The organism is Streptomyces sp. NPDC017448 (assembly GCF_044330565.1).
Classification (GTDB): domain Bacteria; phylum Actinomycetota; class Actinomycetes; order Streptomycetales; family Streptomycetaceae; genus Streptomyces.
The window spans coordinates 1-24,294 of the sequence record NZ_JBIRLM010000025.1; the positions used below are offsets into that span (position 1 = coordinate 1).

Genomic DNA, 24,294 nt, shown 5'->3' on the forward strand with positions numbered 1-24,294 from the left:
CCTGCTGAAGGGCTGGACCGGCACCTGCACCACCTGCAACCGCCCCCTGCCCCGCAACCGGAGCAGACGCAGAACCTAACGAAGCACTACTAGGGGCGCAGGGCCCTCAGCAGCAGGTCCGCGAGGTGGTCGGCGACCTCCTGGCGGCTGAGCGGGCCGTCCGGGCGGTACCAGGTGGAGAGGTGGTGGACGGAGCCGAAGTGGTAGTCGACGACCAGGTCGGCGGGGGTGGCCGAGGAGAACACCCCGCTGCGCTGGCCCTCCTCGATCAGGGCCCGGAAGCGCTCGTGGTAGCGGCGGCGCTCGACCCGTACCTGCTTGTTCTTCTCCGGGCTCAGGTGGTGCATGGAACGGAAGAAGATCGACGCGTCGTCCAGGTTGTCGATGGTCGTGACCACCACGTCGGCCGCCGCGCCCCGCAGCCGCTCCTCGACGGGGGCCTCGGCGTTCGCGAAGGCGTCCAGGCGCTCCTGCTGGAGCCGCAGCACCCGGGCGTAGACCTCCTGGAGCAGGTCCTCCTTGGAGCCGAAGTAGTGGTAGAGCGCCCCCTTGGTGACGCCCGCCGCCTCGACGATCTCCTGGACCGAGGTGCGGTCGTACCCGCGCTCGGCGAAGAGCCGGGTGGCGGCGGCCAGCAGTCTCTGAGGGACGGGAGTGCCGTTCTGGTCCGTCGCCGTGGACATGAGCCGCCACCTTCCTTTCGTACCGTGCGTGCGCGGTTTCGACGCTGTTCTAACGGGGGGAACGCAGTTCCCGCCTGAGGATCTTCCCACTCGCCGTCTTCGGCAGCTCGCTCAGGATCTGCACCTCGCGCGGATACTTGTAGGCGGCGAGCCGTTCCTCGCAGTACGCGCGCAGGTCGCCGGGGTCCACCGACGCGCCCGGCCGCAGGCTCACGTACGCCCGGACGGTCTCCCCCCGGTAGGCGTCGGGCACGCCGACGACGGCCGCCTCGCGCACCGCCGGGTGGGTGTGGAGGACGTCCTCGACCTCACGCGGCCACACCTTGAACCCGGAGGCGTTGATCATGTCCTTCTTCCGGTCCACGACGTACAGCCAGCCCGCCGCGTCCATGAAGCCGATGTCCCCGGTGCGCAGCTCGCCGTCCGGGAAGGCGGCGGCGGTGGCCTCGGGGAGGTTCCAGTAGCCGGGAACGACCTGCGGGCCGCGCACCGCGATCTCACCCTGCTCCCCGAAGGGCGCCTCGCGCCCCTCCTCGTCCAGGATGCGTACGACGGTGTCCGGGCCGGGGACGCCGACCGAGAGGGTGCCCGAGACCGGGTCCACGGGGGCCTCGCGCTCGGGCGGGACCGAGGCGCAGGGGGCGGTGCACTCGGTGAGTCCGTAGCCGTTGCGGAGGTAGGGGCCGAAGCCCGCGCGGAACCTCTCCACCAGGGCGGGCGGCAGCGGTGCGCCGCCGGAGGAGATCACCCGGAACGAGGCGAAGTGGTCCGGGGTGGCGTCCGGGTGCGCGGCCAGGGCCATGAAGGCGGTGGAGGGGCCGACGGTGTAGGCGGGGCGGTGGGCGGCGAACGCCTCCAGCACGACGCCCGCCTCGAAACGGTGGGCGAGGACGAGAGTGCCCGCGTTGGCGACGCAGGCGGCGAACTGGCAGACCATGCCGGTGATGTGGAAGAGCGGGGCGAGCGCGAAGTAGGCGGAGCCCTCCGGAATCGGATGGCCGGTGCGCTGGCGTTCGGCGTTGACCGTGATGTTCCCGTGGGTGTTCATCGCGCCCTTGGGGGTGCCGCTGGTCCCGGAGGTGTAGCTGATCAGCGCGGTGTCGGCGGCGGCGGGGGCCGGAACCGCCGGGGCGGGGCGGCCGGCGCGGGCGACGGCCAGCAGGTCGTCCGCGAGGTCGTCGGGGCCGGGGGCGGGGAGCCGTTCGAAGCCGAGGACGCGGGGGTCGTTCACGTTCTGGAGGTCCAGCTCGCAGGCGGTGAGCGCGATCCGGAGGTGCGGGGCCGCCGCCGCGGTCTCCCGCAGATACGCCTCCCACCCCCGGTCCGAGCAGATCAGCGCGGTGACCCCGGCGTCGGCGAGGACGTGGCCGACCTCGCCGGCCTTGTACATCGGGTTGAGCGGGACGACGGTCGCGCCCGCCTTCCACGCGCCGAGCAGCGCGAGGACGAAGTGCGGGCTGTTCTGGAGCATGATCGCGACCCGGTCGCCGCGCCGCAGCCCCCGGGCGGCGAGGTGCCCGGCCACCGAGTCGGACAGTTCGTCGGTCTCGCGGTAGTCGAGGCGGCCGTCGAAGTAGGCGAGGGCGGTGCGGTCCGGGGCCCGGTCCACGGCGGCCCGCCAGGAGTGCAGCATGCTCGGGGGCGGGGTGACGGGGGCGCGCTGGGCCTCGCTGAGCAGGGCCAGCCAGGGCCGGGCGGCGTAGATCGAAGCGGCCGGGCGGTCGGCGCCGGGGGCGGCGGGCGCGGAGGCGGGGCCCGGGACCTCCGGGGCCGGGGCCCCGGAGGCGTGCGCGGGGCCGGGGCGCGTCGGGTCGCTCATGCTCCGCTCGCCTCCCACTTCTGCTGGAGCCTGTTCATGCTGCCCATCCACCGGTCGGGGTCGGCGGCGCGCGCCTGGTAGTAGCCGGCCACCTCCGGGTGCGGCAGGACCAGGAAGCGGTCCTCGTCCATCGCCGCGAACAGGGCTTCCGCGACGGCGTCCGGCTCGATCGCGCCGGGGGCGAGGACCAGCTCGCCCGCCGAACCGGCGGCGGTGAGCATGTCGGTGCGCACGCCCTGCGGACAGATCGCGTGGACCTTGACCCCCCGGTGGCGGTAGGTGAGCGAGAGCCACTCGGCGAAGGCCACCGCCCCGTGCTTGGTGACGCTGTAGGGGGCCGCGCCGATCATCGTCAGCAGTCCGGCGGCGGAGGCGGTGGTGACGAACCGGCCGCCGCCGCGCTCCAGCCAGTCCGGCAGGAGCGCCCTGGCGGCGCGGACATGGGCCATCACGTTGACGTCCCAGGCGGCGGCCCAGACCTCCTCGTCGGCGAACGCGTCGCCGGGCGAGGCGAGGCCCGCGTTGGCGCAGTAGACGTCCACCGTGCCGTCGAGCGCCTCACGGGCCGCGTCCACGATGCCCGAGGCGTCCCCGACGACGGCGAAGCCGCCGATCTCCTCCGCGAGCGGTTCGATCCGCGCGGGGTCCAGGTCGTTGACGACGACCCGCGCTCCCTGGGCGGCGAACCTGCGGGCCAGCGCGGCGCCGATGCCGCCTCCGGCCCCGGTGACCACCACTCCGGCGCCCTGCACCGTACCCATCGTCATCCCGCCTCTCCCGTCCGGCTGCACCGGCAGACTAACCAGTCGGTATGTCATCCGGGAAGAGCCGGGGCGCGCGGGAGGGGGCCGGTTCCCGGCCGGCAGGCCCGGCGCGGTCCGGCCGGGAGGGGTACGGCTTCGGGGCCCCGGGCGGTGCCGCCCCCGGGACGGCGGCCGGGTTCCGGCGCGGGGAATCCGTGCCGTCCGGGTCGTTCCGCGCGGCCCCGGCCCGCGCTAGCGTGCGTGGCCATGACAGTCGGCGCGATCATGGAGGTAGCGGAATGAGCCTGTCCCGACGTGGTGTGCTGGCCGCGGGTGGCGCGATGGGGGCGTTGGCGGCGACGGCGGCCGGTACCGGTCCCGCCACGGCGTCGTCCGCGCGCGGACGCGGGCCCGGGCACGGGCGCGGCCGGGTGCGCACCGGCTTCGACCGGCTGGCGGCCGACGGCTACCGGATGCTGCGGGGCCAGAAGGTCGGGATCGTCACCAACCCGACCGGGGTCACCGCCGACGTACGGCACGTCGTGGACGTCATGCACCCGGACTCCCGGGTGGAGCTGACCGCCGTGTTCGGACCCGAGCACGGTTTCCGGGGGACCGCGCAGGCGGGCGGCTCCGAGGGGCGCTACGACGACCCGGCGACCGGGCTGCCGGTCTACGACACGTACCTCAAGAGGGGCCGGGAGCTGGCGGACGTCTTCATCGCGTCGGGCGTGGACACGGTCCTCTTCGACATCCAGGACGCCGGCGCCCGCTTCTACACCTACATCTGGACGCTCTACGACTGCATGGAGGCCGCAGCGCTCGCGGGCAAGCGCCTGGTGGTGCTGGACCGGCCCAACCCGGTCACCGGGCGCGAGGCCCTGGGGCCGGTGCTGGACCCGGCGTTCGGCACGTTCGTCGGCCGCCGGGAGATCGCCCAGGCGCACGGGATGACGGTGGCGGAGCTGGCGCTGTTCTTCAACGCGGAGTTCCTGCACGAGAATCCGGCGCGGCTGGACGTGGTGACGATGTCGGGGTGGCGGCGCTCGGACTTCTTCGACGACACCGGGCTGCCGTGGGTGCCGCCGAGCCCGAACATGCCGACGCCCGAGACCGCGCTCGTCTACTCCGGCACCTGCCTCTTCGAGGGCACGAACCTCTCCGAGGGCCGGGGCACCACGCGCCCCTTCGAGCTGCTGGGCGCGGAGGGCGTCGACCACCGGTGGGCGGCCGCCGCGAACGCGCTGGAACTGCCGGGGGTGGCCTTCCGCGAGGCGTACTTCGCGCCGACCTTCTCCAAGTTCGCGGGGAAGACGGTGGGCGGGGTGCAGGTGCACGTCCGGGACCGGGAGGTCTTCGATCCGGTCCGCACCGGGATCGCCCTGCTGGTCACGGCGAAGCGGACGTGGAGCGGCTTCGCCTGGCGGCCGGACAACTGGATCGACAAGCTCACCGGCAACACCCGGGTCCGCACGATGATCGACGCGGGCGCGGACACCGACGCGGTGGTAGGGGCGTGGCAGCGGGACCTGGCGGCGTTCCGGGCGAAGCGGCGCGGGTATCTGCGGTACGGCGGGTAGCGGCGGGCCGGGAGCCGGCCGGGCCGGGGGCCTGCCGAGCGGCGGCCCGCCGACCGGCCGGCCCCGGTCCCCCGTCCCCCGGCCGGTCAGCCGGTGAGCGGTCAGCCGGTCAGGTCCAGGTCGCCGAGGGCTTCGCCGTCCTCGGTGAGGCCGCGCTTGCGGTAGCCGAGGCGGAGGTAGAACTCCTCCGGGCCGCCCTCGCCGAGGCGCCAGGTCACGGTCGAGACCGTCCCCCCGCGCCGCCGTATCTCCTCGTTCACCGCCTCCACCGCGAACCGCCCGTACCCCCGGCCCTGCTCCCCGGCGGCCACGGCGAGCCGCCACAGTCCGGAGCGGGGCGGGGCGCCCGGCGCCCCGGCGTCGAAGTCGAACCGCACGTCGAAGAAGGCCATCACGAAGCCCACGACGCGGTCGCCGTCGCGGATCAGCCGGGGCCACGCGGTATCGGGGTGCACGTACGCCTCGGCCAGCGACTGCGCCACCGGCGAGACGAACTTCCGCTGCTCGGGGGCGACGTCCAGCCGACAGGCTTCGAGCACCGTGTCGGGGGTGACCGCTTCAAGGCGGAGAGATCCAGTCGTCATGAGGTCACATCATCTCATCGCCGCCGGTTTCTCCACTGAATTACCTGGTCAGCGGGGGCGCGCCCGCCCGACCGGCCCGGCGCCCCGGCGCGGGAGGCGGCCGCCCGGACGCCGCTTCGCCCCACCCCTGGCGCTCCGTCCGGCATGGGGAGTCTCGGCCAATGGACGGTTTTCATCTTTCGATGGAGCCGGAACGGGCAGGCGTACGTCCACTCCTTGACGTCCAAGGACGAACGGCGGAGGTGGCGGTGACATGGCCGGTTTCCGGAGTCTTGCAAGACAGGTCCGCGATCCCCTGGGCGATCTCGCCCTGCGGCGGTACTCGCTGCGCAAGTGTTTGGAGAGGTTCGCCCCGTACGGGCACCGGGCGACCTGGGACCATCTGTGCGCCCGGCACGGGATCGACCCCGAGGACCGGGCCCCCGATCCGGCGCGTCTGATCCGCGCGCTGGAGGAACTGGAGGAGGCGCGGGCCGTCTGGCTCGCGTACGAGGCGCGGTTCGCCGAGCGGCGGCGGCGCGAGAAGCACGCGGGGCGGCGGCGGCCCGGCGCGTTCGACGACTGGCACCGGCGCACCTGGGGCGGGCACGGGGTGGCCCGCTGCACCGACCCGGAGGTCCACCCCAGCGAGCCCCTCGCCGAGGTCCTGCGCCGGCTGATCGCGGCCCTCGGCTCGGGCCCCGGCTCCGCCTGCCCCGTCTGCGCGGGGACCGGCATCGAGTGGCGGCAGGAGCGGGGCGAGGAGGCGTGGGCGGGCCCGGTCTGCACGGGTTGCGGCATCGCGGTGCCGCAACCCGCCCTGACCGACCGCACGCTGGCTCGGGCCCGGCTGCCCCGCCACCGCGAACGGACCGCCGCCGCCGCGTGAGGCCGGGCGCCCGCGCCTCGCCGGACTACGGTTGCCCGGGCGGCTGTTCGGGCTCGGGCGGCCTCCTGCGCTCGGGCATGAGACGGGATCCGGTGATCTTCTCACCGTTGACGTCGTCGGGGTTGGAGAGCACGCAGGTCTCCAGCGACAGGCAGCCGCAGCCGATGCAGTCGGTCAGGTGGTCGCGCAACCGGTGCAACTGCGTGATGCGCTCGTCCAGTTCTCCGCGCCAGACCTCGGAGAGGCGGGCCCAGTCCTCGCGGGTCGGCGTGCGTTCGTCGGGCAGTTGGGCGAGCGCCTCGCGGATCGTGGCCAAGGGGATGCCGACGCGCTGGGCCGCCCGGACGAAGGCGACCCGGCGCAGGGCGTCACGCGAGTAGCGGCGCTGGTTGCCGCTGGTACGGGTGGAGGCGATCAGGCCCTTGGACTCGTAGAAGTGCAGGGCGGAGACGGCGGCGCCGCTGCGCGCCGAGAGCTGACCGACCGAGAGTTCCTGGAGTGACTGCGGGATCTGTGGCACGCCTCAAACCTACTGCCATGTCGTTGACAAGGAACGCGCCGCCCGACGATGCTGAGCAAGCGCTTAGACATCGCGCCGGGTGGTGCGCCGAGCCGGAAGGCAGGAACCGGGAACATGGCAGAACCAAGGATCTTCACGTCCGCGCAGGAGCTGCGGGACGGGGTGGGCGAGCAGCTGGGACACAGCGACTGGCTGGAGATCGGGCAGGAGAGGATCGACGGCTTCGCCGAGGCGACCGGCGACCACCAGTGGATCCACGTGGACCCGGAGCGGGCGAAGGACGGGCCGTTCGGCACGACCATCGCGCACGGCTACCTGACGCTCTCGCTGCTGCCCGCGCTGGTGCCGCAGGTGATGCGGGTCGAGGGCGTGAAGATGGGCATCAACTACGGGGCCAACAAGGTCCGCTTCCCCTCGACCGTGCCGGTCGGCTCCCGGCTGCGCGCCACGGCGGTGCTCCGCGAGGTCGAGGAGACGGGCGGCGGCGTGCAGGTCACGGCGGTCGTCACCGTCGAGCGCGAGGGCGGCGAGAAGCCGGCCTGCGTCGCCGAGACGGTGTCCCGCTACTACTTCTGACCCGGCTGCGGCCTCCGGACCGCGGTCGGCGCCTCCGGACCGGCTACCGCGTCCGGACCGGCCGGGCCCCGACCATCCGCAGGACGAGGCCGGCGTAGAGTTCGCCGACCTCGTCGGGCGTACGGCTGCCCTGGGCGTTGAACCAGCGGGCGACGTCGATGCAGAGGGACAGCACCGCGAGCGTGGTGCCCGGCACGTCGGTGACGTCGAACTCGCCGCCCCGTACGCCCTCGCCGATGATCCGGCGGACCACGGCGTCGCTCCTGCGCCGCAGGGCGACGATCTCGATGCGGTGCTCCTCGCCCAGCGCGTCCAGCTCGTACTGGACGACCCGGGCGGTGGTGTGCCGCTCCGCGTGCCAGCGGACGAAGGAGCGGACGGCCCCGGCGAGCCGGTCGGCGGCCGTGCCCTCCCGGTCCGCCTCGGCCTCCAGCACGGACAGCGCCCGCTCGTGGCCGATCTTGCTGATCCGGTGGAGCAGCTCTTCCTTCGTCTTGTAGTGGATGTAGAGGGCGGCGGGGCTCATCCCCGCCCGGCCGGCGATGTCACGGGTGGTGGTGGCGTGGTACCCGCGCTCGGCGAAGGCGTCCACCGCGGCGACGAGGAGCCTCCTGGCCGCCTCGGGAGCGACCTCGCCCCACGGCGCGTCCTCACCGTTCGTCTCCTCCGCCGCACACATCGCCCAGGGCCCCTCTCCGTCAACAGGACGAACACCATACCCCGAACCTGAGCAAGCGCTTAGGGGCCCGTCCTCCTGCGGCTCAGAGCTTCTGGAAGGGGTCGTGGTCGGCGAGGATCTTCTCCAGCCGGGCCTGATCGACCCGGTTGACGATCTGCCCGGCCTCCTGCCGGTCCCTGATCACCTTGGCGAGCGTGAAGCAGGACGTGACCAGATAGAGCACCCCGATGGCGAGGAAACCGCGCACCCAGGCGTCGGCGTCGAGGAAGAAGACGCCGAGGGCCACCGCGCCGCTCGCCACCATGAAGGAGGCGACGGCCTGGCCGTAGAAGGCGGTGGTGCTCTGCTGCTTGACGGATGTCGTGTCGCTCATGGACCGAGCATCCCGCCGTCGTGGCGCACGCCACATCCGCGCCCCTACTCAGACCGGCTACTCAGCCGCCCGTACGAACCGGAGCGCGGGACGGCGCCCCTCCGGCCGGGGGCGGGGACGCCGGTCAGAAGGCGGAGACGCCGGTCAGCGCACGGCCGATGATCAGCTTCTGGATCTGGCTCGTGCCCTCGTAGAGCGTCATCACCCGGGCGTCGCGAAGCAGCTTGCCGACCGGGTACTCGTCGATGTAGCCGTAGCCGCCGAAGACCTGGAGGGCGTTGTTGGCGCAGCGGACGGCGGCCTCGGAGGCGTACAGCTTGGCCTGGGAGGCGGCCGTGGCGAACTCCTGGCCCCGGTCGATCAGGTCGGCGACCCGCCAGGTCAGCAGGCGGGCGGCGTCCACGTCCACGGCGATGTCGCTGAGCAGTTCCTGGACGAGCTGGTGGCCGGCGATGGCTTTGCCGAACTGCTCGCGCTCGCCCGCGTACCGCACGGCCGCGTCCAGCGCCGCCTGCGCGATGCCCACACAGCCCGCCGCGACCGACATCCGCCCCTTGGCCAGGGCGGACATGGCGATGGAGAACCCCTTGCCCTCGGGGCCGAGGAGGGCGGAGGCGGGTATCCGGACGTCCTGGAGGACCAGTTCGGCGGTGGCCTGGCCGCGCAGGCCGAGCTTGCCGTGGATGGTGCGGCGGGTGAGGCCGGGGGCGTCGGCGGGGACGAGGAAGGCGGAGACGCCCCGGTGGCCGGGGGCGTCTCCCGTACGCGCGAAGAGCAGGACGACATCGGCCCAGGTGCCGTTGGTGATGAACGTCTTGGCGCCGTTGACCACGTAGTCGCCGCCGTCGCGGACCGCCCTGGTGGCGAGGTTCCCGGCGTCCGAGCCGGTGCCGGGCTCGGTGAGGCCGAAGCAGCCGATCGCCTCGCCCGCCGTCAGCCGGGGCAGCCACTCCCGCTTCTGCGCCTCGCTCCCCCAGGACGCGATGGTCTTGGCGACCAGCCCGAGCGATACGGAGACGATGCCGCGCACCGAGGAGTCGCCGCGCCCCAGCTCCTCGGTGACCAGGCAGTAGGACAGGTGGTCGCCGCCGGAGCCGCCGTACTCCTCGGGGACGGTCAGGCCGAGGAAGCCGAGACCGCCGAGCTTCCTCACGATCGACTTGTCGACGTTCTCGGCGCGGTCCCACGCGACGACGTGCGGGGCGACCTCGCGCGCGACGAACTCCTCGGCCAGCTTCCGGACGGCTTCCTGCTCCTCGTTGAGCGCCAGGTCCATCGCGCGCCACCCCACCTCTCCCGGGCGCCGCTGGGGGCGCACATTAATTAGCACTGCTAGTTTCCGGTACGCAGGCCCTACTATGAGCGGCATGGCCCGACCGCGCAAGCCCCTCCTCAGCAGAGACCGCATCGTGGGGGCGGCGAGCGCGCTCGTGGACTCCGAGGGGCTCGACGCCGTCTCCACGCGCCGCCTGGCGGCCGTCCTGGGGGTCAGCGGGCCTTCGCTCTACAACCACTTCCGCAACAAGGAGGAGATCCTCGACGCGGTCGCCGACGCCGTCTCCGCCCAGGTCGACCTGTCGATGTTCGAGGCGTCGGACCCGCGCGGCTGGCGCGAGGCGCTGCACGACTGGGCGCTCTCCTACCGGGCCGCCCTCGCCGCGCACCCGCACATCGTCCCGGTGCTGGCCCGGGGCCCCGGCCGCCGGCCGGCGGGGCTGCGGGTGGCGGACGCGGTGTTCGGGGCGATGACGGGCGCGGGGTGGCCGCCCGCGCAGGCCACGCGGATCGGGGCGCTGATGCGGTACTTCATCACCGGTTCGGCGCTGGGATCGTTCGCCGGGGGGTTCGTCGACGACGAGACCGCCTACGACCCCGCCGACTACCCGCACCTCGGCCAGGCCCACCTGCTGGCGGACCACCGCCGCCAGGTCGACGAGGGGGCGTTCGAGACGGGGCTGCGGGCGCTGCTGGACGGGCTGGCGCTCCAGTACGAGCAGTACGCGCCCCCCACGGAAACGGTTCGGCAGGACGTGCCCGGCCCCTGACGCCGGGGCCGGGGCGGCCGCCGACCGACCGGTGTTCCGGAGCCGGGGCGGGCGCCGATTGACGGGGGATGACAATTCGGTGGGGGCCGCAGCGATTCGGTTCTACGGTCGTGGCCATGACGACGACCCCGACACCCCTCCCCGTCTCGCCGCCCTCCGGGCGCCGCCGCGCGGTGGCCGCCGCCTGCACCACCGTCGTGCTGTGGGCCTCCGCCTTCGTCTCCATCCGCAGCGCGGGCGAGGCGTACTCCCCCGGCGCGTTGGCGCTCGGGCGGCTGGCGACGGGCGCCCTCGTGCTCGGGGCGATCCTCCTCGTCCGCCGGGAGGGGCTGCCCCGGCGCGGGGCCTGGCCCGGGATCGTCACCTCGGGCGTGCTGTGGTTCGGGCTGTACATGGTGGCCCTGAACTGGGGCGAGCAGGAGGTCGACGCGGGGACGGCCGCGATGCTGGTGAACATCGGGCCGATCCTGATGGCGCTGATGGGGGCCCGGATGCTCGGCGAGGGGCTGCCGCGCCGGCTGCTGACCGGTATGGGCGTCTCCTTCGCGGGCGCGGTGGTGGTCGGGCTCGGGATGTCCGGGCACGGCTCCTCCTCCGTGCTGGGCGTGGCGCTCTGCGTCCTGGCGGCGGTGGCGTACGCGGCGGGGGTGGTGAGCCAGAAGCCGGCGCTGGAGCACGGCTCCTCGCTCCAGATCAACACCTTCGGCTGCCTGATCGGGGCCGTGGCCTGCCTGCCGTTCACCGGGGTGCTGGTCTCCGAGGCCGCCGACGCCCCGCTGTCCGCCACCCTGAACATGGTCTACCTGGGCGTCTTCCCGACCGCGCTGGCCTTCACCACCTGGGGCTACGCCCTGGCCCGGACCACGGCGGGCCGGATGGGCGCGACCACGTACGCGGTCCCGGCGATCGTCGTGCTGATGGCGTGGGTGCTCCTGAACGAGGCGCCGACCCCGCTCGGCGTCCTGGGCGGCGTGCTCTGCCTGGCCGGAGTGGCGGTCTCCCGGAGCGGCGGCCGGGCCGGGGCCGCACGCGGGGCCCCGGCCCCCGCCGCCCAAGCGGACGCGCGCTCGGACGCGCCGTAGGGCCTGCCGCCACCCTGCCGTCGCCGTCCGCAGGGGCCCCGGGGAAGCGCTCCCCCGCCCCCCCCCGGGGGCGCTTCCCCTAGAAGACGACCAGGGCCCGACCTCCCTTGCCCGCGATCATGTTGGCGAACGCGGCGGGGATGCCGTCCAGCGCGATGCGCTCGGTGACCATCATCGACAGGTCGAAGCGGCCGGCGCGGATGTGGTCGGCGAGGGCGGGCAGGTCGCGCGCCGGATCGCTGTTGCCGTAGACGCACCCCGTGAGGGACCGGCCCCAGTGGAAGATCTCCAGGGCGTTGAAGCTGACCACCTGGTCCTTGCCGCCGATCCCGACGACGGTCGCGCGCCCGCCGCGCCGGGTGGACTCCCAGGCGGCCCGGATGGTCGCGGGCCGGCCGACGCACTCGACCGCCACGTCCGTGCCCTGGCCCCCGGTGAGCTTCCGGATCTCGCGCGGGGTGGTGGCGGAGGCGATCAGGTAGTCGGTCGCCCCCGCCTGCCGGGCCAGCTCCTCCTTGGCCGGCGAGACGTCGACCGCGATGATCCGGGACGCCCCGGCGATCCGGGCGGCCTGGAGCACGGCCAGGCCGACGCCGCCGATCCCGAAGACGGCGACGCTCTCGCCCTCGCGGAGCCGGGCGCTGTGGTGGACGGCCCCGTAGCCGGTGAGGACCGCACAGCCGAGGAGGGCGGCGTCGGTGAGCGGGACGCCGTCGGGGGCGGGGAGCACGCAGTTCGCGGCGACGACGGTCTCCTCCGCGAACGCCGCGACGTTCAGCCCGGGGTGGAGGTCGGCGCCGTCCGCCGTACGGGCGTGGAGGCCGGCGGCGCCCTTGAGGGCGTCGGCGCAGAGCCAGACCTCGCCGATCCCGCAGTGGAAGCACGAACCGCACGAGGGCGCCCAGTTCAGGACCACGCCGTCGCCGGGCGCGACATGGGTGACGCCCTCGCCGACCGCCAGGACCGTACCGGCGCCCTCGTGGCCGAGGACGGCGGGCACCGGGACGCGCATGGTGCCGTTGGACAGGGACAGGTCGGAGTGGCAGACACCGGCGGCGGCGAGCGCGACGCGCACCTGGCCGGGGCCGGGCTCCGGCAGGACGATGTCGGTGATCTCCAGCGGAGCTCCGACGGCGGGCAGTACGGCGGCGCGGACCACGAACAGACTCCCATGGCTCTTCGAACGGCTGGATCGGACGGTACGTCGGTATCCCGGTCGGGTTCCCCGGCACGTCGGCGCCTCGGCGCGTCACCGCCGCGGTACGCGTACGTCCCGGCGGGCTCACCCGCACGGTGCGGACGGGATCAGAACTGGAGCGACTTGGTCTGGAGGTACTCCGCCAGGCCGTGCGGCCCCAGCTCGCGGCCGACCCCCGACTGCTTGTAACCGCCGAACGGGGCCAGCGGGTTGAACCGCCCGCCGTTGATGTCGACCTGCCCGGTCTCCATCCGGCGGGCGAAGGCCACCGCCTCCTCGTCGGTCGCGGCCCACACCGCCCCGGCGAGCCCGTACACGGTGCCGTTGGCGATCCGCAGGGCGTCGTCCACGTCCTCGTACCGCAGGATCGAGACCACCGGGCCGAAGATCTCCTCCTGGGCGATCGTCATCTCCGGGGTGACGTCGGCGAAGACGGTCGGGCTGACGTAGAAGCCGGTCGCCAGGGGCGCGTCCGGGCCGCCCGCGATCAGCCGGGCGCCCTCCTCGATGCCGCGGGCGATGTAGCCGCGTACCCGCGCCTGCTGCTCGGCGTTGACGAGCGGGCCGACCCGCTCCCCCGCCACGTACTTGGTGACGGCGTTGGCCGCCAGCTCCACGGCCTCGTCGTACCGCTCGGCGTCCACCAGCATCCGGGTCCAGGCGCTGCACGTCTGGCCGGAGTTGGTCATGACGTTGGCGATGCCGACGTTGACCGCCTTGGCGAGGTCCGCGCCGGGCAGGATCACGTTGGCGGACTTGCCGCCCAGTTCGAGGGCGACGCGCTTGACGGCGGCCCCGGCGGTGGCGCCGATCCGCTTGCCGACGGCGGTGGACCCGGTGAACGAGACCAGGTCGACGTCCTCGTGCTCGGCGAGCGCCTGTCCGGCGACCGGTCCGAGGCCGGTGACCAGGTTGAAGACCCCGGGCGGCAGGCCGGCGGCCTCGGTGGCCTCGGCGAAGAGCTGGGCGGTGAGCGGGGTGTCCTCGGCGGGCTTGAGGACGACGGTGCAGCCGGCGGCGAGCGCGGGGGCGACCTTGGCGACGATCTGGTGGAGCGGGTAGTTCCAGGGGGTGATCGCGCCGACCACGCCGACCGGTTCCAGGAGGACGGTGGAGTTGCCGATCCGCTCCTCGAAGGCGTAGGAGGCGGCCAGTTCGGCGTACGAGGCGGCCACCAGGACGGGGACGCCCGCGTGGACCATCTGCGACAGCGGCAACGGGGAACCCAGCTCGGCCGTGATCGTCTCGGCCAGCGTGTCCTTGCGGGCGGCCAGTGCGTCGGCCAGCGCGGTGAGCCGGGCGGCGCGCTCGGCGGGCGGCGTCGAGGCCCACGCCGGGAAGGCGGCGCGCGCGGCCCGTACCGCCGCGTCCACGTCCTCGGCCGTGCCCGCCGGCACCTGGGCGATGACCCGCTCGTCGGCCGGGTTCACGACCGCGATCGTGTCCTGCCCGACGGGGGGCCGCCACGCACCGTCGATGTACATCTGGTCATGGGCCTTCATGGCTGTTTCCTCCCGGACGTGCTGTGCGGAGCGCCGAAGCCGTGCGGCGCGGGCGCACGTCGCACCCGCCCAAACTAGCGCCGTTAGTTTTCCGGCGCCAGGGAGCCTTCCGAGACGCCGGTCACGCCGGGCGCGTACGCCTCCGGGCCCTTACCCGCTTCCCGGCGCGGCCATCCGCGCTCCGGACCGGCGACAGCGGGGCGGAGGGCGGCGCGGGGCGTGTTCGGCGGTCCTCGGGAGACGGCGAACACACCCCCAGCGTCCCGGGCCCCTCACGCGCCTGATGCCCCGGGCCGCTCACGCGGCTGACGGGGAGGGCCGGACCGGCACGCCGGTCCCGCGGGCCCCCTCAGGGGGCGGGGGGAGGATGGGACCGGCCGCCGGCCGCCCGGCCCCGCGACTTCGCCGGTACGGCCCCGGCTTCCGGCGGCACGGGGGCGCTCTTCGGCGGCGCGGGGGCGTCTTCCGGTGGCATGGGGGCGCCTTCCGGCGGCGCGGGGACCGGCTCCGTACGCCCGTCACCGCGCAGGCCGAGCCCCGCCGCGCCGAGCAGCCCCACACCGAGCAGCGTGAACGGGGCCGCCACCCCCACCGCACCCGCGATCAGGCCCGCCGCGGCGGGGGCGGCGACCTGGCCGAGCCGGTTGCCGGTCAGCCGCAGGGCCAGCGCGGTGGAGCGCGCCCCTTCGGGGGCGGCCCGGACGACCGTGGTCATGGACAGCGGCTGGCCGACGCCGAGGCAGAACCCGAGCACGGCCAGCATCACGGCGAGGACCGGTACGGAGACGGGCAGCGCGACCCCCGCGCACAGCAGTCCGGCGAGCAGGCAGCTGGTGGTCAGCAGCGCCCGGCGGCCCAGCAGCCGCAGCAGCGGCGTCATCACCAGCCGGCAGGCGATCGTGGCGGCGGCCCGCAGGCTCAGCAGCAGCCCGACGGTGGCGGGCGCGATGGAGCGGTGCTCGCCGACGACCGGCAGGTAGGCGGTGAGGATGTCGGTGGCGGAGAGCACCGCCATGCTGATGAGGATGCCGGCGGGGACGCCGCGTGCGCCCAGGATGGTCCGGACCGGGACCTTTTCACCCGCCCGCGACCGGGCGCCGCCCTCCCGGCGGTGCTCGATGCGCCAGAGCGAGGTGAGGGCGGCCGCGCAGACCCCGGCCGAGACGAGGAGCGCCAGCGCGCTCGTACGGCCCAGGACGCCGCCCTGCCCGGAGATCAGCGCGCCCGCCGCGACCGGGCCGATGAGCTGGCCGAGCGAGGCTCCGATGGTGAAGTGCCCGAAGTTGCGGTCCTGTTCGTCGGGTGCGGACTGCCGGGCCACGATCGACTGGGCGCCGATCACGAAGCACAGGTGGCCCAGGCCCGTCACCCCGCTCCAGGCGGCCATCGCGGGCAGGGAGGGGACGAGGCCGCTGAGCGCGCAGCCGCCGGAGATCAGGAGGACGCCGAGCGGCAGCAGGGGGGCGCAGCGGCCGTGGTCGGTACGGCGGCCGAGCGGCACCGCGACGAACAGCGGGAGCAGGGCGTAGACCCCGGCGATGACGCCGACCGCCGTCTCGTCCGCACCGAGCGCGAGGGCCCGGTAGGAGACGGCGGGCCGCGCCATCGACACCGCCCCCTGCGCGAAGGCGAAGGCGATGACGAGGCGCAGCAGCCAGCCCCTGCCGGGCCCGGTTCGCGGCGCGGACACCATCACATGATGCCGAACAGGATGCCCGCGGCGAGCACCACCAGCGAGGTGAGGACGGCCCACTTGACGGTGAAGCGGGTGTGGTCGCCGAACTCGACCCTGGCCATGCCGACGAGGACGTACACGGCGGGCACGAGCGGCGAGGACATGTGCAGCGCCTGGCCGGCCAGGGAGGCGCGGGCGATCTCCAGCGGCGACACCCCGTGGGCCGCGCCCGCCTCGGCGAGGACCGGCAGGACGCCGAAGTAGAAGCCGTCGTTGGACATGAAGTAGGTGAGCGGCAGGCTCAGCAGGCCGGTGACGAGGGCCATGTGCGGGCCCATCGCGTCGGGGATCGCGCCGACGACCCAGTCGGCCATGTGCTCGACCATGCCCGTGCCGGTGAGGACCCCGGTGAAGACGGCGGCGGCGAAGACCATGCCGGAGACGTTGAGGACGTTGTCGGCGTGGGCGGCGATCCGGGCGCGCTGGTCGGGCATGTGGGGGAAGTTCACGGTGAGCGCGAGGGCCGCGCCGAGGAGGAAGAGCACCGGGATCGGCATCAGTTCCATGATCATCGCCGTCAGGAGGGCGGCGGTGAGCCCGGCGTTGAACCAGTAGAGCTTCGGGCGGAGGGTGGACCGGTTCGGGTCGAGGCCCTGGAACTCCTCGTCGTCCTCCTCGTCCCCGGCCGCCGCGCCCGCTCCCGCCGCGCCGTCGCCGCCCGTGGCGGCGGGGCCCGAAGCGGAACCGGCCGCACCCTTGCGGAGGCGGTCCGTGCCGCCGCCCGCGCCTCCGGCTCCGGCGCCGACCGTCACGGTCTCCGGCTCGGCGTCCCGTACCAGCGCCTCGTCGAGGGTGAGCATCCCCAGCCGCTTGCGCTCCCGGCGGCCCAGCACGTACGCCAGCGCGAACACCGCGAGCAGGCCCATGGCCAGGGCCGGGATCATCGGCACGAAGATCTCGGAGGCGTCCAGCTTGAGCGCGGTGGCGGCGCGGGCGGTGGGGCCGCCCCAGGGGAGGGTGTTCATGACGCCGTTGGCGGTGGCGGCGACGCCGGTCATCACGACCAGGCTCATCTTCAGCCGCTTGTAGAGCGGGTACATCGCCGAGACGGTGATCATGAAGGTGGTGGAGCCGTCGCCGTCCAGCGAGACGATCGCGGCGAGGACCGCCGTGCCGACGACGATCCGCATCGGGTCGGCCTTGCAGAACCGCAGGATGCCCCGGACGACCGGGTCGAAGAGGCCGACGTCGATCATCACGCCGAAGTAGACGATGGCGAACATCAGCATGGCGGCGGTGGGGGCGAGGTTGCCGACGCCCTCGATGACGTAGTCACCGAGTTGCGCGCCCTGTCCGACGGCGACGCAGAACAGTGCGGGGATCAGTACCAGCGCCGCGATCGGCGACATCTTCTTCGTCATGATCAGGACCAGGAAGGTCGCGATCATGGCGAAGCCGAGGATTGTCAGCATGGGGGATACCTAACGTTCATCCTTGAACTCCCACCGGTCTCGGCGGTCGGTCCGGACGACGTTAGGGGTCGCCTCCCAGCGTTAACAAGATGTTGACGTGTGAGCAATACGAGCAAAACCCCAGGTCAACACGGTGATGCTAAGGAACCGGGGTGACGGAGACCGGGATGGCGTTGAGCACGGCGGTGCCGGACAGCGGGTCCAGGAGGGTGCCGTCGAGCAGCTGGTTCACGTTCACGCCGGGGTGGGCGGCGGCGACCGACATCCGGGTGCCGGGACGGTTGTGCCCCCAGCCGTGGGGCAGGCTCACCACCCCGCCGCGCACGGTGTCGGTGATCTCGACGGGGGCCTCGACGCCGCCGCCCGCGGACTCGATCCGGGCGAGGGCCCCGTCCACGAGTCCGATGCGGGCCGCGTCGTCGGGGTGGATCTGGAGGGTGCAGACGTTGGTTCCGCCGGTGAGCGAGCCGACGTTGTGCATCCAGCTGTTGTTGGAGCGCAGGTGCCGCCTGCCGACGAGGACGAGCGGGGCGGGCCGGTCCCCCAGCGCCCGGCGCAGCCGCGGAAGGTCGGCGGCGATCGGCTCCGGGAGCAGTTCGACGCGGCCGGAGCGGGTGCGCAGGACGTCGGCGAGCCGGGGCTCCAACGGGCCGAGGTCGATGCCGTGCGGGTGGGCGAGGAGCCGCTCCAGCGTCAGCCCGTACGGGCCCAGGCGCAGCATCAGGTCCAGTCGCCGTTCGGGGCCGTCGGCCCCGGTGAGTTCGCCGGCCAGCTCCTTCGGGGCCCCCGCCCTGGCGATGGCGGCGTCGACGGCGAGGTCGTCGACGGCGGAGGGCGGCGCGCCGTGCATGCCGCTCACCGCGAGGATCAGCCGGGCGTGGATCTCGCTCTCGTCCATCCGCCCGTCCTCCAGGGGCACGGCGGCCCGGGTGTAGCGGACCTGGTTGCGGACGGCGAAGCCGTTGAACGCGAAGTCGAAGTGGGCGCTCTGCGAGGGCGGCGGCGGGGGCAGGACGACGTCGGCGTGGCGGGAGGTCTCGTTGAGGTAGGGGTCGACGCTCACCATGAAGTCGACTCCCCCGGCGAGCGCCGCGTCGAGGCGGTCGCCGTCGGGCGCGGAGAGCACGGGGTTGGCGGCGAGGACCAGCAGGGCGCGGATACGGCCGTCGCCCGGGGTGTCGATCTCCTCCGCGAGGGCGGCGATGGGCAGTTCGCCCTTGGCCTCGGGGTGCCCGGAGACCCGGCTGGCCCAGCGGCCGAGCGCGAAGCCCTTGCCGGGGACGGCGGCGCGGGGCCCGGGCCCGGCGGGGCGGGGGGCGCGGGCGGTGGCGGAGAGCGGGAACAGCGCGCCGCCGGGCCGGTCGAGGTTGCCGGTGAGGATGTTGAGGACGTCGATCAGCCAGCTGGCGAGCGTGCCGTGCTCGACGGTGCAGCTGCCGATGCGCCCGTAGACGGCGGCGGTGGGGGCGGCGGCGAGTTCACGGGCGACGGCGGTGATGGCGGCCGCGTCCACGTCGCACGCGGCGGCGACGGCGTCGGGGGTGAAGTCGGCCAGGGCGGCGGCGAGTTCGTCCATCCCTTCCAGGTGCTCGGCGAGCGGCCCCGGGTCGGCGAGCTTCTCGGCGAGCAGGGTGTGCGCGAGCGCGGCCAGCAGCAGGGCGTCCGCGCCGGGCCGGATCGCGATGTGCCGGTCGGCGAGGCGGGCGGTGCGGGTGCGGCGCGGGTCGATGACGGTGAGGGTGCCGCCGCGCCGTCGCAGGGCCTTGAGCCGGCCGGGGAAGTCCGGGGCGGTGCAGAGGCTGCCGTTGGACTCCAGCGGGTTGGCGCCGATCAGGAGGAGGTGGTCGGTGCGGTCGAGATCCGGTACGGGGATGGCGTGGGCGTCGCCGAAGAGCAGTCCGCTGGAGACGTGCTTGGGCATCTGGTCCAGGGTGCTGGCGGTGAAGAGGTTGCGGGTGCGCAGGGCCCCGAGCAGCAGGGGAGGGTAGAGGGAGCCCGCCATGGTGTGCACGTTCGGGTTGCCGAGGACCACGCCGACCGCGTTCGGGCCGTGAGCCTTCGTCAGGGCCGGCACCCGGGCGGCGATCAGGTCGAACGCCTCGTCCCAGGACGCCTCGCGCAGCTTCCCGTCGGCGCCGCGCACGAGGGGGGCGCGCAGCCGGTCGGGGTCGGCGTCGAGTGCTCCGAAGGAGGCCCCCTTGGGGCAGATGAAGCCTCGGCTGAAGACGTCGTCGCGGTCGCCTCGCGCGCCGGTGACGGTGGTCCCCTCGATGGTGAGGGTGAGGCCGCAGGTGGCCTCGCAGAGGGGACAGATGCGCGGTGCGGTACGGGAGTCGTGGGACATGGGCCCTCCCCGGGCGGCTGCGGCGGCGGCACGCGGACATGGGCCGGGCGGGCAGGAGCGCCCGTTCCCGGCCCGGCCGAGCATACCGACCGGTACGGACGGAGGGGAGGTGGCTGCCTCCGCTCAGTCGAGCGTGTGGGCGAGGTAGGAGCGGACCAGGGTGCGGGTCTCGGCGACGATGGCCGCGTCCCCCGACGGCTCCGCGCGGAAGGCGAGTTGGAGGAGCGCGTCGGCGGCCTCGACGCTCACCAGGACCGCGCGGGACAGCCGCTCGTCGGCCCGGCGGCCGAGGTGGTCGGCGAGCAGCACGGCGAGCCGGTCCGCGAGACGCCGGTTGGCGTCGTCCGCGGCGCCCTCGGCCGGGGAGGGCGGCCCGAAATCGACCAGTGCGAAGCCGGGGACATCGCGCTTCATCGCCAGGTACTCGTCGAGCACCGCGTCGATGGCGGCCCGCCAGTCGGCGTCGGGGAGCTTGGCGAGCCGGGCGGCCACCCGGTCGGCGTAGACGTCCAGGTTGCGCAGGGCGAGGGCCTCGACGAGCGCGCGCTTGTTGGAGAAGAACCGGTAGACGGAGCCGATGGGCACCTCGGCGCGCTCGGCGACGGCACGGGTGGTGAGCAGCTCGTATCCGGTCTCGTCGAGCAGCGCGGCGCAGGAGTCGAGTATCCGGGCCAGCCGGTCGGCACTGCGCTGCTGCACCGGGGCGCGGCGGAGGTTCGGGTTGACGTGGGGCACGGTCCCCATGATGCCGTGCCCGCCCCGCCGGGCGAACGGAAGCACCCCGCCGCCCGGCCCCGAGCCCGCCCGCGACCGCCCCCGGCCCCGGAGGGGGCGGCACACCCCGCGAATGGCGCGATGCGCGCCGTTGACGTGCCCCGCCCTCATTCCTACGGTGGTACATAGGATTCGCCGTCCGGCGGGTCCGAGGGATTTCACGGGGACACCGGGAGTGCGGGATGAGCGCGATCGACCAGGCGAGGAAGACGGCCGAGGGGCTGACGTACTCCTCGGGCTTCGGCAACGAGCACGGCTCCGAGGCGGTTCCCGGAGCGCTGCCGCACGGGCGCAACTCCCCCCAGCGCGCCCCGCTCGGACTGTACGCCGAGCAGGTGAGCGGCTCCGCCTTCACCGAACCGCGCGCGGACAACCGCCGCTCCTGGCTCTACCGCATCCGCCCCTCGGCCGCCCACCCGGCGTTCACCCGCACCGACAACGGGAGCCTGCGCTCCGCGCCGTTCACCGAGACCGTGCCGGACCCCAACCGGCTGCGCTGGAACCCGCTGCCCGACCCCGCCCCCGGCACGGACTTCCTGAGCGGCCTGTGGACACTCGGCGGCAACGGCGACGCCACCCGGCGCGCCGGGATGGCGATCCACCTGTACCACGCCGACACCTCCATGACGGACCGCGTGTTCAGCGACTCCGACGGCGAGCTGCTGATCGTCCCGGAGCGCGGCGGACTGCTGCTGCGCACCGAGATGGGGCTGCTGCGCGCCGAACCGGGCCATGTCGCGCTGATCCCGCGCGGGATCCGCTTCCGGGTGGAGCTGCTGGAGGAGACCGCGCGGGGGTACGTCTGCGAGAACTACGGCCGCCCCTTCGCCCTGCCCGACCTGGGCCCGATCGGCGCCAACGGCCTGGCCAACGCCCGGGACTTCCTCGCCCCCGTCGCCGCGTACGAGGACCGCGAGGGCCCGGTGGAGGTGGTCAACAAGTTCTGCGGCAACCTCTGGACGGCGACGTACGACCACTCGCCGCTCGACGTGGTGGCCTGGCACGGCAACCACACCCCGTACGTCTACGACCTGCGCCGGTTCAACGTGATCGGCACGATCAGCTACGACCACCCCGACCCGTCGATCTTCACGGTGCTGACCTCGCCGTCCGACACCCCGGGGCTGGCCGGGGTGGACTTCGTCGTCTTCGCGCCGCGCTGGCTGGTCGGCGAGGACACCTTCCGGCCGCCGTACTTCCACCGCAACGTGATGAGCGAGTACATGGGGCTGATCGACGGGGCGTACGACGCGAAGGCGGACGGCTTCGTCCCCGGCGGCGGCTCCCTGCACAACATGATGTCGGCGCACGGACCGGACCGGGAGACGTTCGACCGGGCGAGCGCGGCGGAGCTGAAGCCGCAGAAGATCGACGACGGACTGGCCTTCATGTTCGAGACCCGCTGGCCGGTCACGGCCACCGCTCAGGCGGCCACCGCCGACCATCTGCAGCGCGGGTACGACGACGTGTGGCAGGGTCTGAGCCGCAACTTCCGGCCGTAGACGGCAAGAGGTCCGAGGACGGGACGGGGACGACGTGACGGAGAGCCACCGACAGGCCGGGGCGGACGACCGGAAGGGCGAGGGGGCCGCCGGCCCGGCCTCCGGGCCGCCCGCCTTCGCCCCCGACTCCCTCGTCCTGAACCGGAAGCTGCCGCTCTGGTACCAGGTGTCCCAGTCCCTGCGGGCCTCCATACTCGGCCGCCCGCAGGGCTCCCCCGCCAGGCTGCCCACCGAGGAGCAGCTCGCCGCGCACTACGGGGTCAGCGTGCTCACGATGCGCCAGGCCCTGAAGGAGCTGGAGACGGAGGGGTTGATCAGCCGGCACCGGCGGCGCGGGACGTTCATCGAGCCGCGCGCCCGGCGGGTCTCCCCGGTCCGGCTGCTGGGCTCGGTGGACGCGATCGTGGCCCAGCAGTCCGGGGAGGCGACAACCGTTCTCGGCCACGGCTCTGCCCCGGTGCCCGGCGATCTCGCGGAGTTCTTCCCCGGCCGCACCGAGGTGACCTGCTTCCGGCGGCTGCGCCGCGACGGGGGGAGCGACGAGCCCACCAACTGGGCGGAGAACGCGGTGCTCCCCGACATCGCCGCCCGGATCGACGTGGCCGACCTCGAACGGTGGCCGATGACCAAAGTGCTGCGCGACGTCGTCGGGGTGAGGATCTCCCGGATCACCGACACGGTGGAGGCGCGCCTCGCCGACCCGGTCACCGCCGAGCTCCTTCAGGTGCCCCTGCTCAGCCCGATCCTGCACTACACGGGGGTGACGTACGACGAGGAGGGCCGCGTGGTGGACGTGGCCCGGATCCGCTACCGGGGCGACCGGTTCGCCTTCTCCGTGACGGTGGAGGCCCACTGACCCCGCCCGCGGGGCCGCCGGCCGCCGTTACGATGCGAGAGGTCACGTCGGACAGGGGAGGGCGGCCCGGTGGCAGCGCGCAGGACGGCGGCAGCCGCGTCCGGCGGGGACACGCGGTCCTCGCCCCTCGACGCGTTCCCACCGCTCGACGAGCTGATGCCCTGGTCGGTGCGGCCCCTGAGGACCGGCCGCGCCTGGGTGAGCGGCCCCGACCCCGTGGCGCTCCGGGCCCGCTGGGAGCGGCTGGCCGCGGCCGGACCCGCCGAGCAGGAGCGGCTGTTCGCGCCCACCCGTTCCCGTACGCCGCACACCTCGGTGGCGGCGCTGCCCGGCCGGTCCGGCGGAACCACCCGCTTCGCCCGCCTTCCGGGCCCCTGTCCCGACCCCGTACGCGTCCCGCACGGCCCCTACGACGAGCAGTGGCTGCTGCCGGACCACCGGCTGATCGACGCGGCCCGTCCGGAGCTGTGGCGGGTCGCCGACGGGCAGCAGCTGTTCGCGGTCGAGCACGCCGCCGCCCCCGACGACTCCGGCCCCGCCCTGACGGTGACCGCGCTGCTGCCGGACGGGTACTCCCCCGCCGGGCGTCCCGGCCGGATCCGCCCGCTGTTCCGCAGGCCCGGCGGCACGGAGGCCAACCTCGCGCCGGGCCTTTCGGAGCTGCTGCGCGGGCGGCTCGGCGGCGGGGCCGGGCCGGACGCGTTCGCCCCGGAAGCGGTGCTGGCCTGGATCCTGGCCGCCGCCCGGCCCTCCCCCGCCGGGCCCCGGATCCCGCTTCCGGCGGAGGCCGGGGTGTGGTCGGCGGGGGTGGCGCTCGGCCGGGAGCTGATACGGCTCCAGACGCGTGGGGCGCGGGGCGGGGAGCGGCCCCGGCTGCCGGGCGGGCGCAGGCCCTACGTGCGGGCGGCGCTCCCCGCGCGGCCCGCGGGGGTGTCCTACGACGCCGGGGACGAGGCGCTGATCGTCGGTGAGGGCCGGATCGCGCCGGTGCCCGCGGCGGCCTGGGAGTTCACGGTGGGCGGGGTGCGGGTGCTGGAGCGGTGGTTCGGGCTCCGCGCCGCCGCGGCGGCGGGGCTGCGGGCCGACGGGGAGGCCCCGGACGGACTCGACGCGGTCGGCGCGCGCGGCTGGCCCCGGGAGTGGACGTCGGAGCTGCTCGAACTGGTCACCGTGCTCGCTCTGGTGGACGGCGCCGCGGGGCCCCGGAAGGAGCTGGCGGCCCGGCTGGAAGCGGGCCCCCTGATCGGGCCCGCCGAGCTGCGGGCCGCGGGCGTGCTGCCGGTCCCGGCCCCGGCACGGCGTCCCGCCTCGGTGCTCGGGCACCAGGAGGAGGGCCCGGAGGGCCAGTTCGCCCTGCTGTAGCGTCCCGTCGCCCCCCGGGGGGTGACGAAAGGGCCGGTCAGGGGGTATGCACGGGGG

At 74.2% G+C, this 24,294-nt stretch carries 22 protein-coding genes; 8 read left to right on the forward strand and 14 right to left on the reverse strand.

What is annotated here, in order from left to right:
* Positions 1-89: 89 nt before the first annotated feature.
* From ACH4K1_RS29385 to ACH4K1_RS29395, 3 genes are read right to left on the reverse strand one after another with little or no spacing between them, the layout of a single operon-like run.
* Complete coding sequence (locus tag ACH4K1_RS29385) at positions 90-683, reverse strand: TetR/AcrR family transcriptional regulator (protein WP_398092588.1); 594 nt, start codon at positions 681-683, stop codon at positions 90-92.
* Between the two features lie 49 nt (positions 684-732).
* The gene (locus ACH4K1_RS29390; protein ID WP_398092589.1) at positions 733-2,502 is read right to left on the reverse strand and encodes a class I adenylate-forming enzyme family protein; all 1,770 of its coding nucleotides are present in this window, start codon (positions 2,500-2,502) and stop codon (positions 733-735) included.
* Entirely contained in the window at positions 2,499-3,269 is a 771-nt protein-coding gene (locus ACH4K1_RS29395) for an SDR family oxidoreductase (protein ID WP_398092590.1), read from the reverse strand. Before ACH4K1_RS29395 ends, ACH4K1_RS29390 begins: the two co-directional genes overlap by 4 nt.
* A gap of 275 nt (positions 3,270-3,544) precedes the next feature.
* Here ACH4K1_RS29395 and ACH4K1_RS29400 point away from each other — a divergent pair, with 275 nt between their 5' ends.
* Positions 3,545-4,825: an exo-beta-N-acetylmuramidase NamZ domain-containing protein gene (locus ACH4K1_RS29400; RefSeq protein WP_398092591.1), complete on the forward strand. Its 1,281-nt coding sequence runs from the start codon at positions 3,545-3,547 to the stop codon at positions 4,823-4,825.
* 101 nt (positions 4,826-4,926) lie between these two features.
* On the opposite strand, the gene ACH4K1_RS29405 is transcribed toward ACH4K1_RS29400, so the two are convergent.
* Positions 4,927-5,409, reverse strand: coding sequence for a GNAT family N-acetyltransferase (locus ACH4K1_RS29405; protein WP_398092592.1), 483 nt, complete (start codon positions 5,407-5,409; stop codon positions 4,927-4,929).
* A gap of 253 nt (positions 5,410-5,662) precedes the next feature.
* On the opposite strand from ACH4K1_RS29405, the gene ACH4K1_RS29410 reads away from it, so the two are divergent.
* Positions 5,663-6,277 (forward strand): hypothetical protein, encoded by a 615-nt coding sequence (locus ACH4K1_RS29410; RefSeq protein ID WP_398092593.1) that lies wholly within the window; start codon positions 5,663-5,665, stop codon positions 6,275-6,277.
* 25 nt (positions 6,278-6,302) lie between these two features.
* Here the strand turns inward: ACH4K1_RS29410 and soxR are convergent, their stop codons facing one another.
* A complete protein-coding gene (gene soxR / locus ACH4K1_RS29415; RefSeq protein ID WP_398092594.1) occupies positions 6,303-6,797 on the reverse strand; it encodes a redox-sensitive transcriptional activator SoxR in 495 nt (164 codons plus the stop codon).
* Positions 6,798-6,911: 114 nt separating this feature from the next.
* On the opposite strand from soxR, the gene ACH4K1_RS29420 reads away from it, so the two are divergent.
* Complete coding sequence (locus tag ACH4K1_RS29420; RefSeq protein WP_228991442.1) at positions 6,912-7,373, forward strand: MaoC family dehydratase; 462 nt, start codon at positions 6,912-6,914, stop codon at positions 7,371-7,373.
* A gap of 43 nt (positions 7,374-7,416) precedes the next feature.
* Here ACH4K1_RS29420 and ACH4K1_RS29425 read toward each other — a convergent pair whose 3' ends face one another.
* The 3 genes from ACH4K1_RS29425 to ACH4K1_RS29435 all read right to left on the reverse strand — a co-directional run bounded on the left by ACH4K1_RS29425 (position 7,417) and on the right by ACH4K1_RS29435 (position 9,701).
* Entirely contained in the window at positions 7,417-8,052 is a 636-nt protein-coding gene (locus tag ACH4K1_RS29425) for a TetR/AcrR family transcriptional regulator (protein WP_398092595.1), read from the reverse strand.
* Positions 8,053-8,134: 82 nt separating this feature from the next.
* On the reverse strand, positions 8,135-8,425 hold the full coding sequence (locus tag ACH4K1_RS29430) for a YiaA/YiaB family inner membrane protein (RefSeq protein ID WP_228991444.1): 291 nt from the start codon (positions 8,423-8,425) through the stop codon (positions 8,135-8,137).
* A gap of 124 nt (positions 8,426-8,549) precedes the next feature.
* Positions 8,550-9,701, reverse strand: a complete 1,152-nt coding sequence (locus tag ACH4K1_RS29435; RefSeq protein ID WP_398092596.1) for an acyl-CoA dehydrogenase family protein — start codon at positions 9,699-9,701, stop codon at positions 8,550-8,552.
* A gap of 91 nt (positions 9,702-9,792) precedes the next feature.
* Here ACH4K1_RS29435 and ACH4K1_RS29440 point away from each other — a divergent pair, with 91 nt between their 5' ends.
* Both ACH4K1_RS29440 and ACH4K1_RS29445 read left to right on the forward strand, forming a co-directional pair.
* Entirely contained in the window at positions 9,793-10,470 is a 678-nt protein-coding gene (locus ACH4K1_RS29440) for a TetR/AcrR family transcriptional regulator (RefSeq protein WP_398092597.1), read from the forward strand.
* Positions 10,471-10,586: 116 nt separating this feature from the next.
* Positions 10,587-11,552 (forward strand): DMT family transporter, encoded by a 966-nt coding sequence (locus tag ACH4K1_RS29445; protein ID WP_398092598.1) that lies wholly within the window; start codon positions 10,587-10,589, stop codon positions 11,550-11,552.
* A gap of 79 nt (positions 11,553-11,631) precedes the next feature.
* Here the strand turns inward: ACH4K1_RS29445 and ACH4K1_RS29450 are convergent, their stop codons facing one another.
* The 6 genes from ACH4K1_RS29450 to ACH4K1_RS29475 all read right to left on the reverse strand — a co-directional run bounded on the left by ACH4K1_RS29450 (position 11,632) and on the right by ACH4K1_RS29475 (position 20,487).
* Positions 11,632-12,711: a Zn-dependent alcohol dehydrogenase gene (locus ACH4K1_RS29450; protein WP_398092599.1), complete on the reverse strand. Its 1,080-nt coding sequence runs from the start codon at positions 12,709-12,711 to the stop codon at positions 11,632-11,634.
* A gap of 146 nt (positions 12,712-12,857) precedes the next feature.
* Complete coding sequence (locus ACH4K1_RS29455) at positions 12,858-14,252, reverse strand: aldehyde dehydrogenase family protein (RefSeq protein WP_398092600.1); 1,395 nt, start codon at positions 14,250-14,252, stop codon at positions 12,858-12,860.
* Positions 14,253-14,601: 349 nt separating this feature from the next.
* Positions 14,602-15,945, reverse strand: coding sequence for an MFS transporter (locus ACH4K1_RS29460; RefSeq protein WP_398092601.1), 1,344 nt, complete (start codon positions 15,943-15,945; stop codon positions 14,602-14,604).
* Positions 15,945-17,399, reverse strand: a complete 1,455-nt coding sequence (locus ACH4K1_RS29465; RefSeq protein ID WP_398092602.1) for a CitMHS family transporter — start codon at positions 17,397-17,399, stop codon at positions 15,945-15,947. The genes ACH4K1_RS29460 and ACH4K1_RS29465 overlap by 1 nt, the downstream gene beginning before the upstream one ends.
* 139 nt (positions 17,400-17,538) lie before the next feature.
* Complete coding sequence (locus ACH4K1_RS29470; protein WP_398092603.1) at positions 17,539-19,743, reverse strand: molybdopterin-dependent oxidoreductase; 2,205 nt, start codon at positions 19,741-19,743, stop codon at positions 17,539-17,541.
* A gap of 123 nt (positions 19,744-19,866) precedes the next feature.
* Positions 19,867-20,487, reverse strand: a complete 621-nt coding sequence (locus tag ACH4K1_RS29475) for a TetR family transcriptional regulator (protein ID WP_398092604.1) — start codon at positions 20,485-20,487, stop codon at positions 19,867-19,869.
* Between the two features lie 212 nt (positions 20,488-20,699).
* Here ACH4K1_RS29475 and hmgA point away from each other — a divergent pair, with 212 nt between their 5' ends.
* The 3 genes from hmgA to ACH4K1_RS29490 all read left to right on the forward strand — a co-directional run bounded on the left by hmgA (position 20,700) and on the right by ACH4K1_RS29490 (position 24,237).
* Entirely contained in the window at positions 20,700-22,019 is a 1,320-nt protein-coding gene (gene hmgA, locus ACH4K1_RS29480; protein ID WP_398092605.1) for a homogentisate 1,2-dioxygenase, read from the forward strand.
* Positions 22,020-22,053: 34 nt separating this feature from the next.
* Positions 22,054-22,875: a GntR family transcriptional regulator gene (locus ACH4K1_RS29485; protein ID WP_398092606.1), complete on the forward strand. Its 822-nt coding sequence runs from the start codon at positions 22,054-22,056 to the stop codon at positions 22,873-22,875.
* A gap of 69 nt (positions 22,876-22,944) precedes the next feature.
* Positions 22,945-24,237: a type ISP restriction/modification enzyme gene (locus tag ACH4K1_RS29490; RefSeq protein ID WP_398092607.1), complete on the forward strand. Its 1,293-nt coding sequence runs from the start codon at positions 22,945-22,947 to the stop codon at positions 24,235-24,237.
* Positions 24,238-24,294 lie beyond the last annotated feature (57 nt).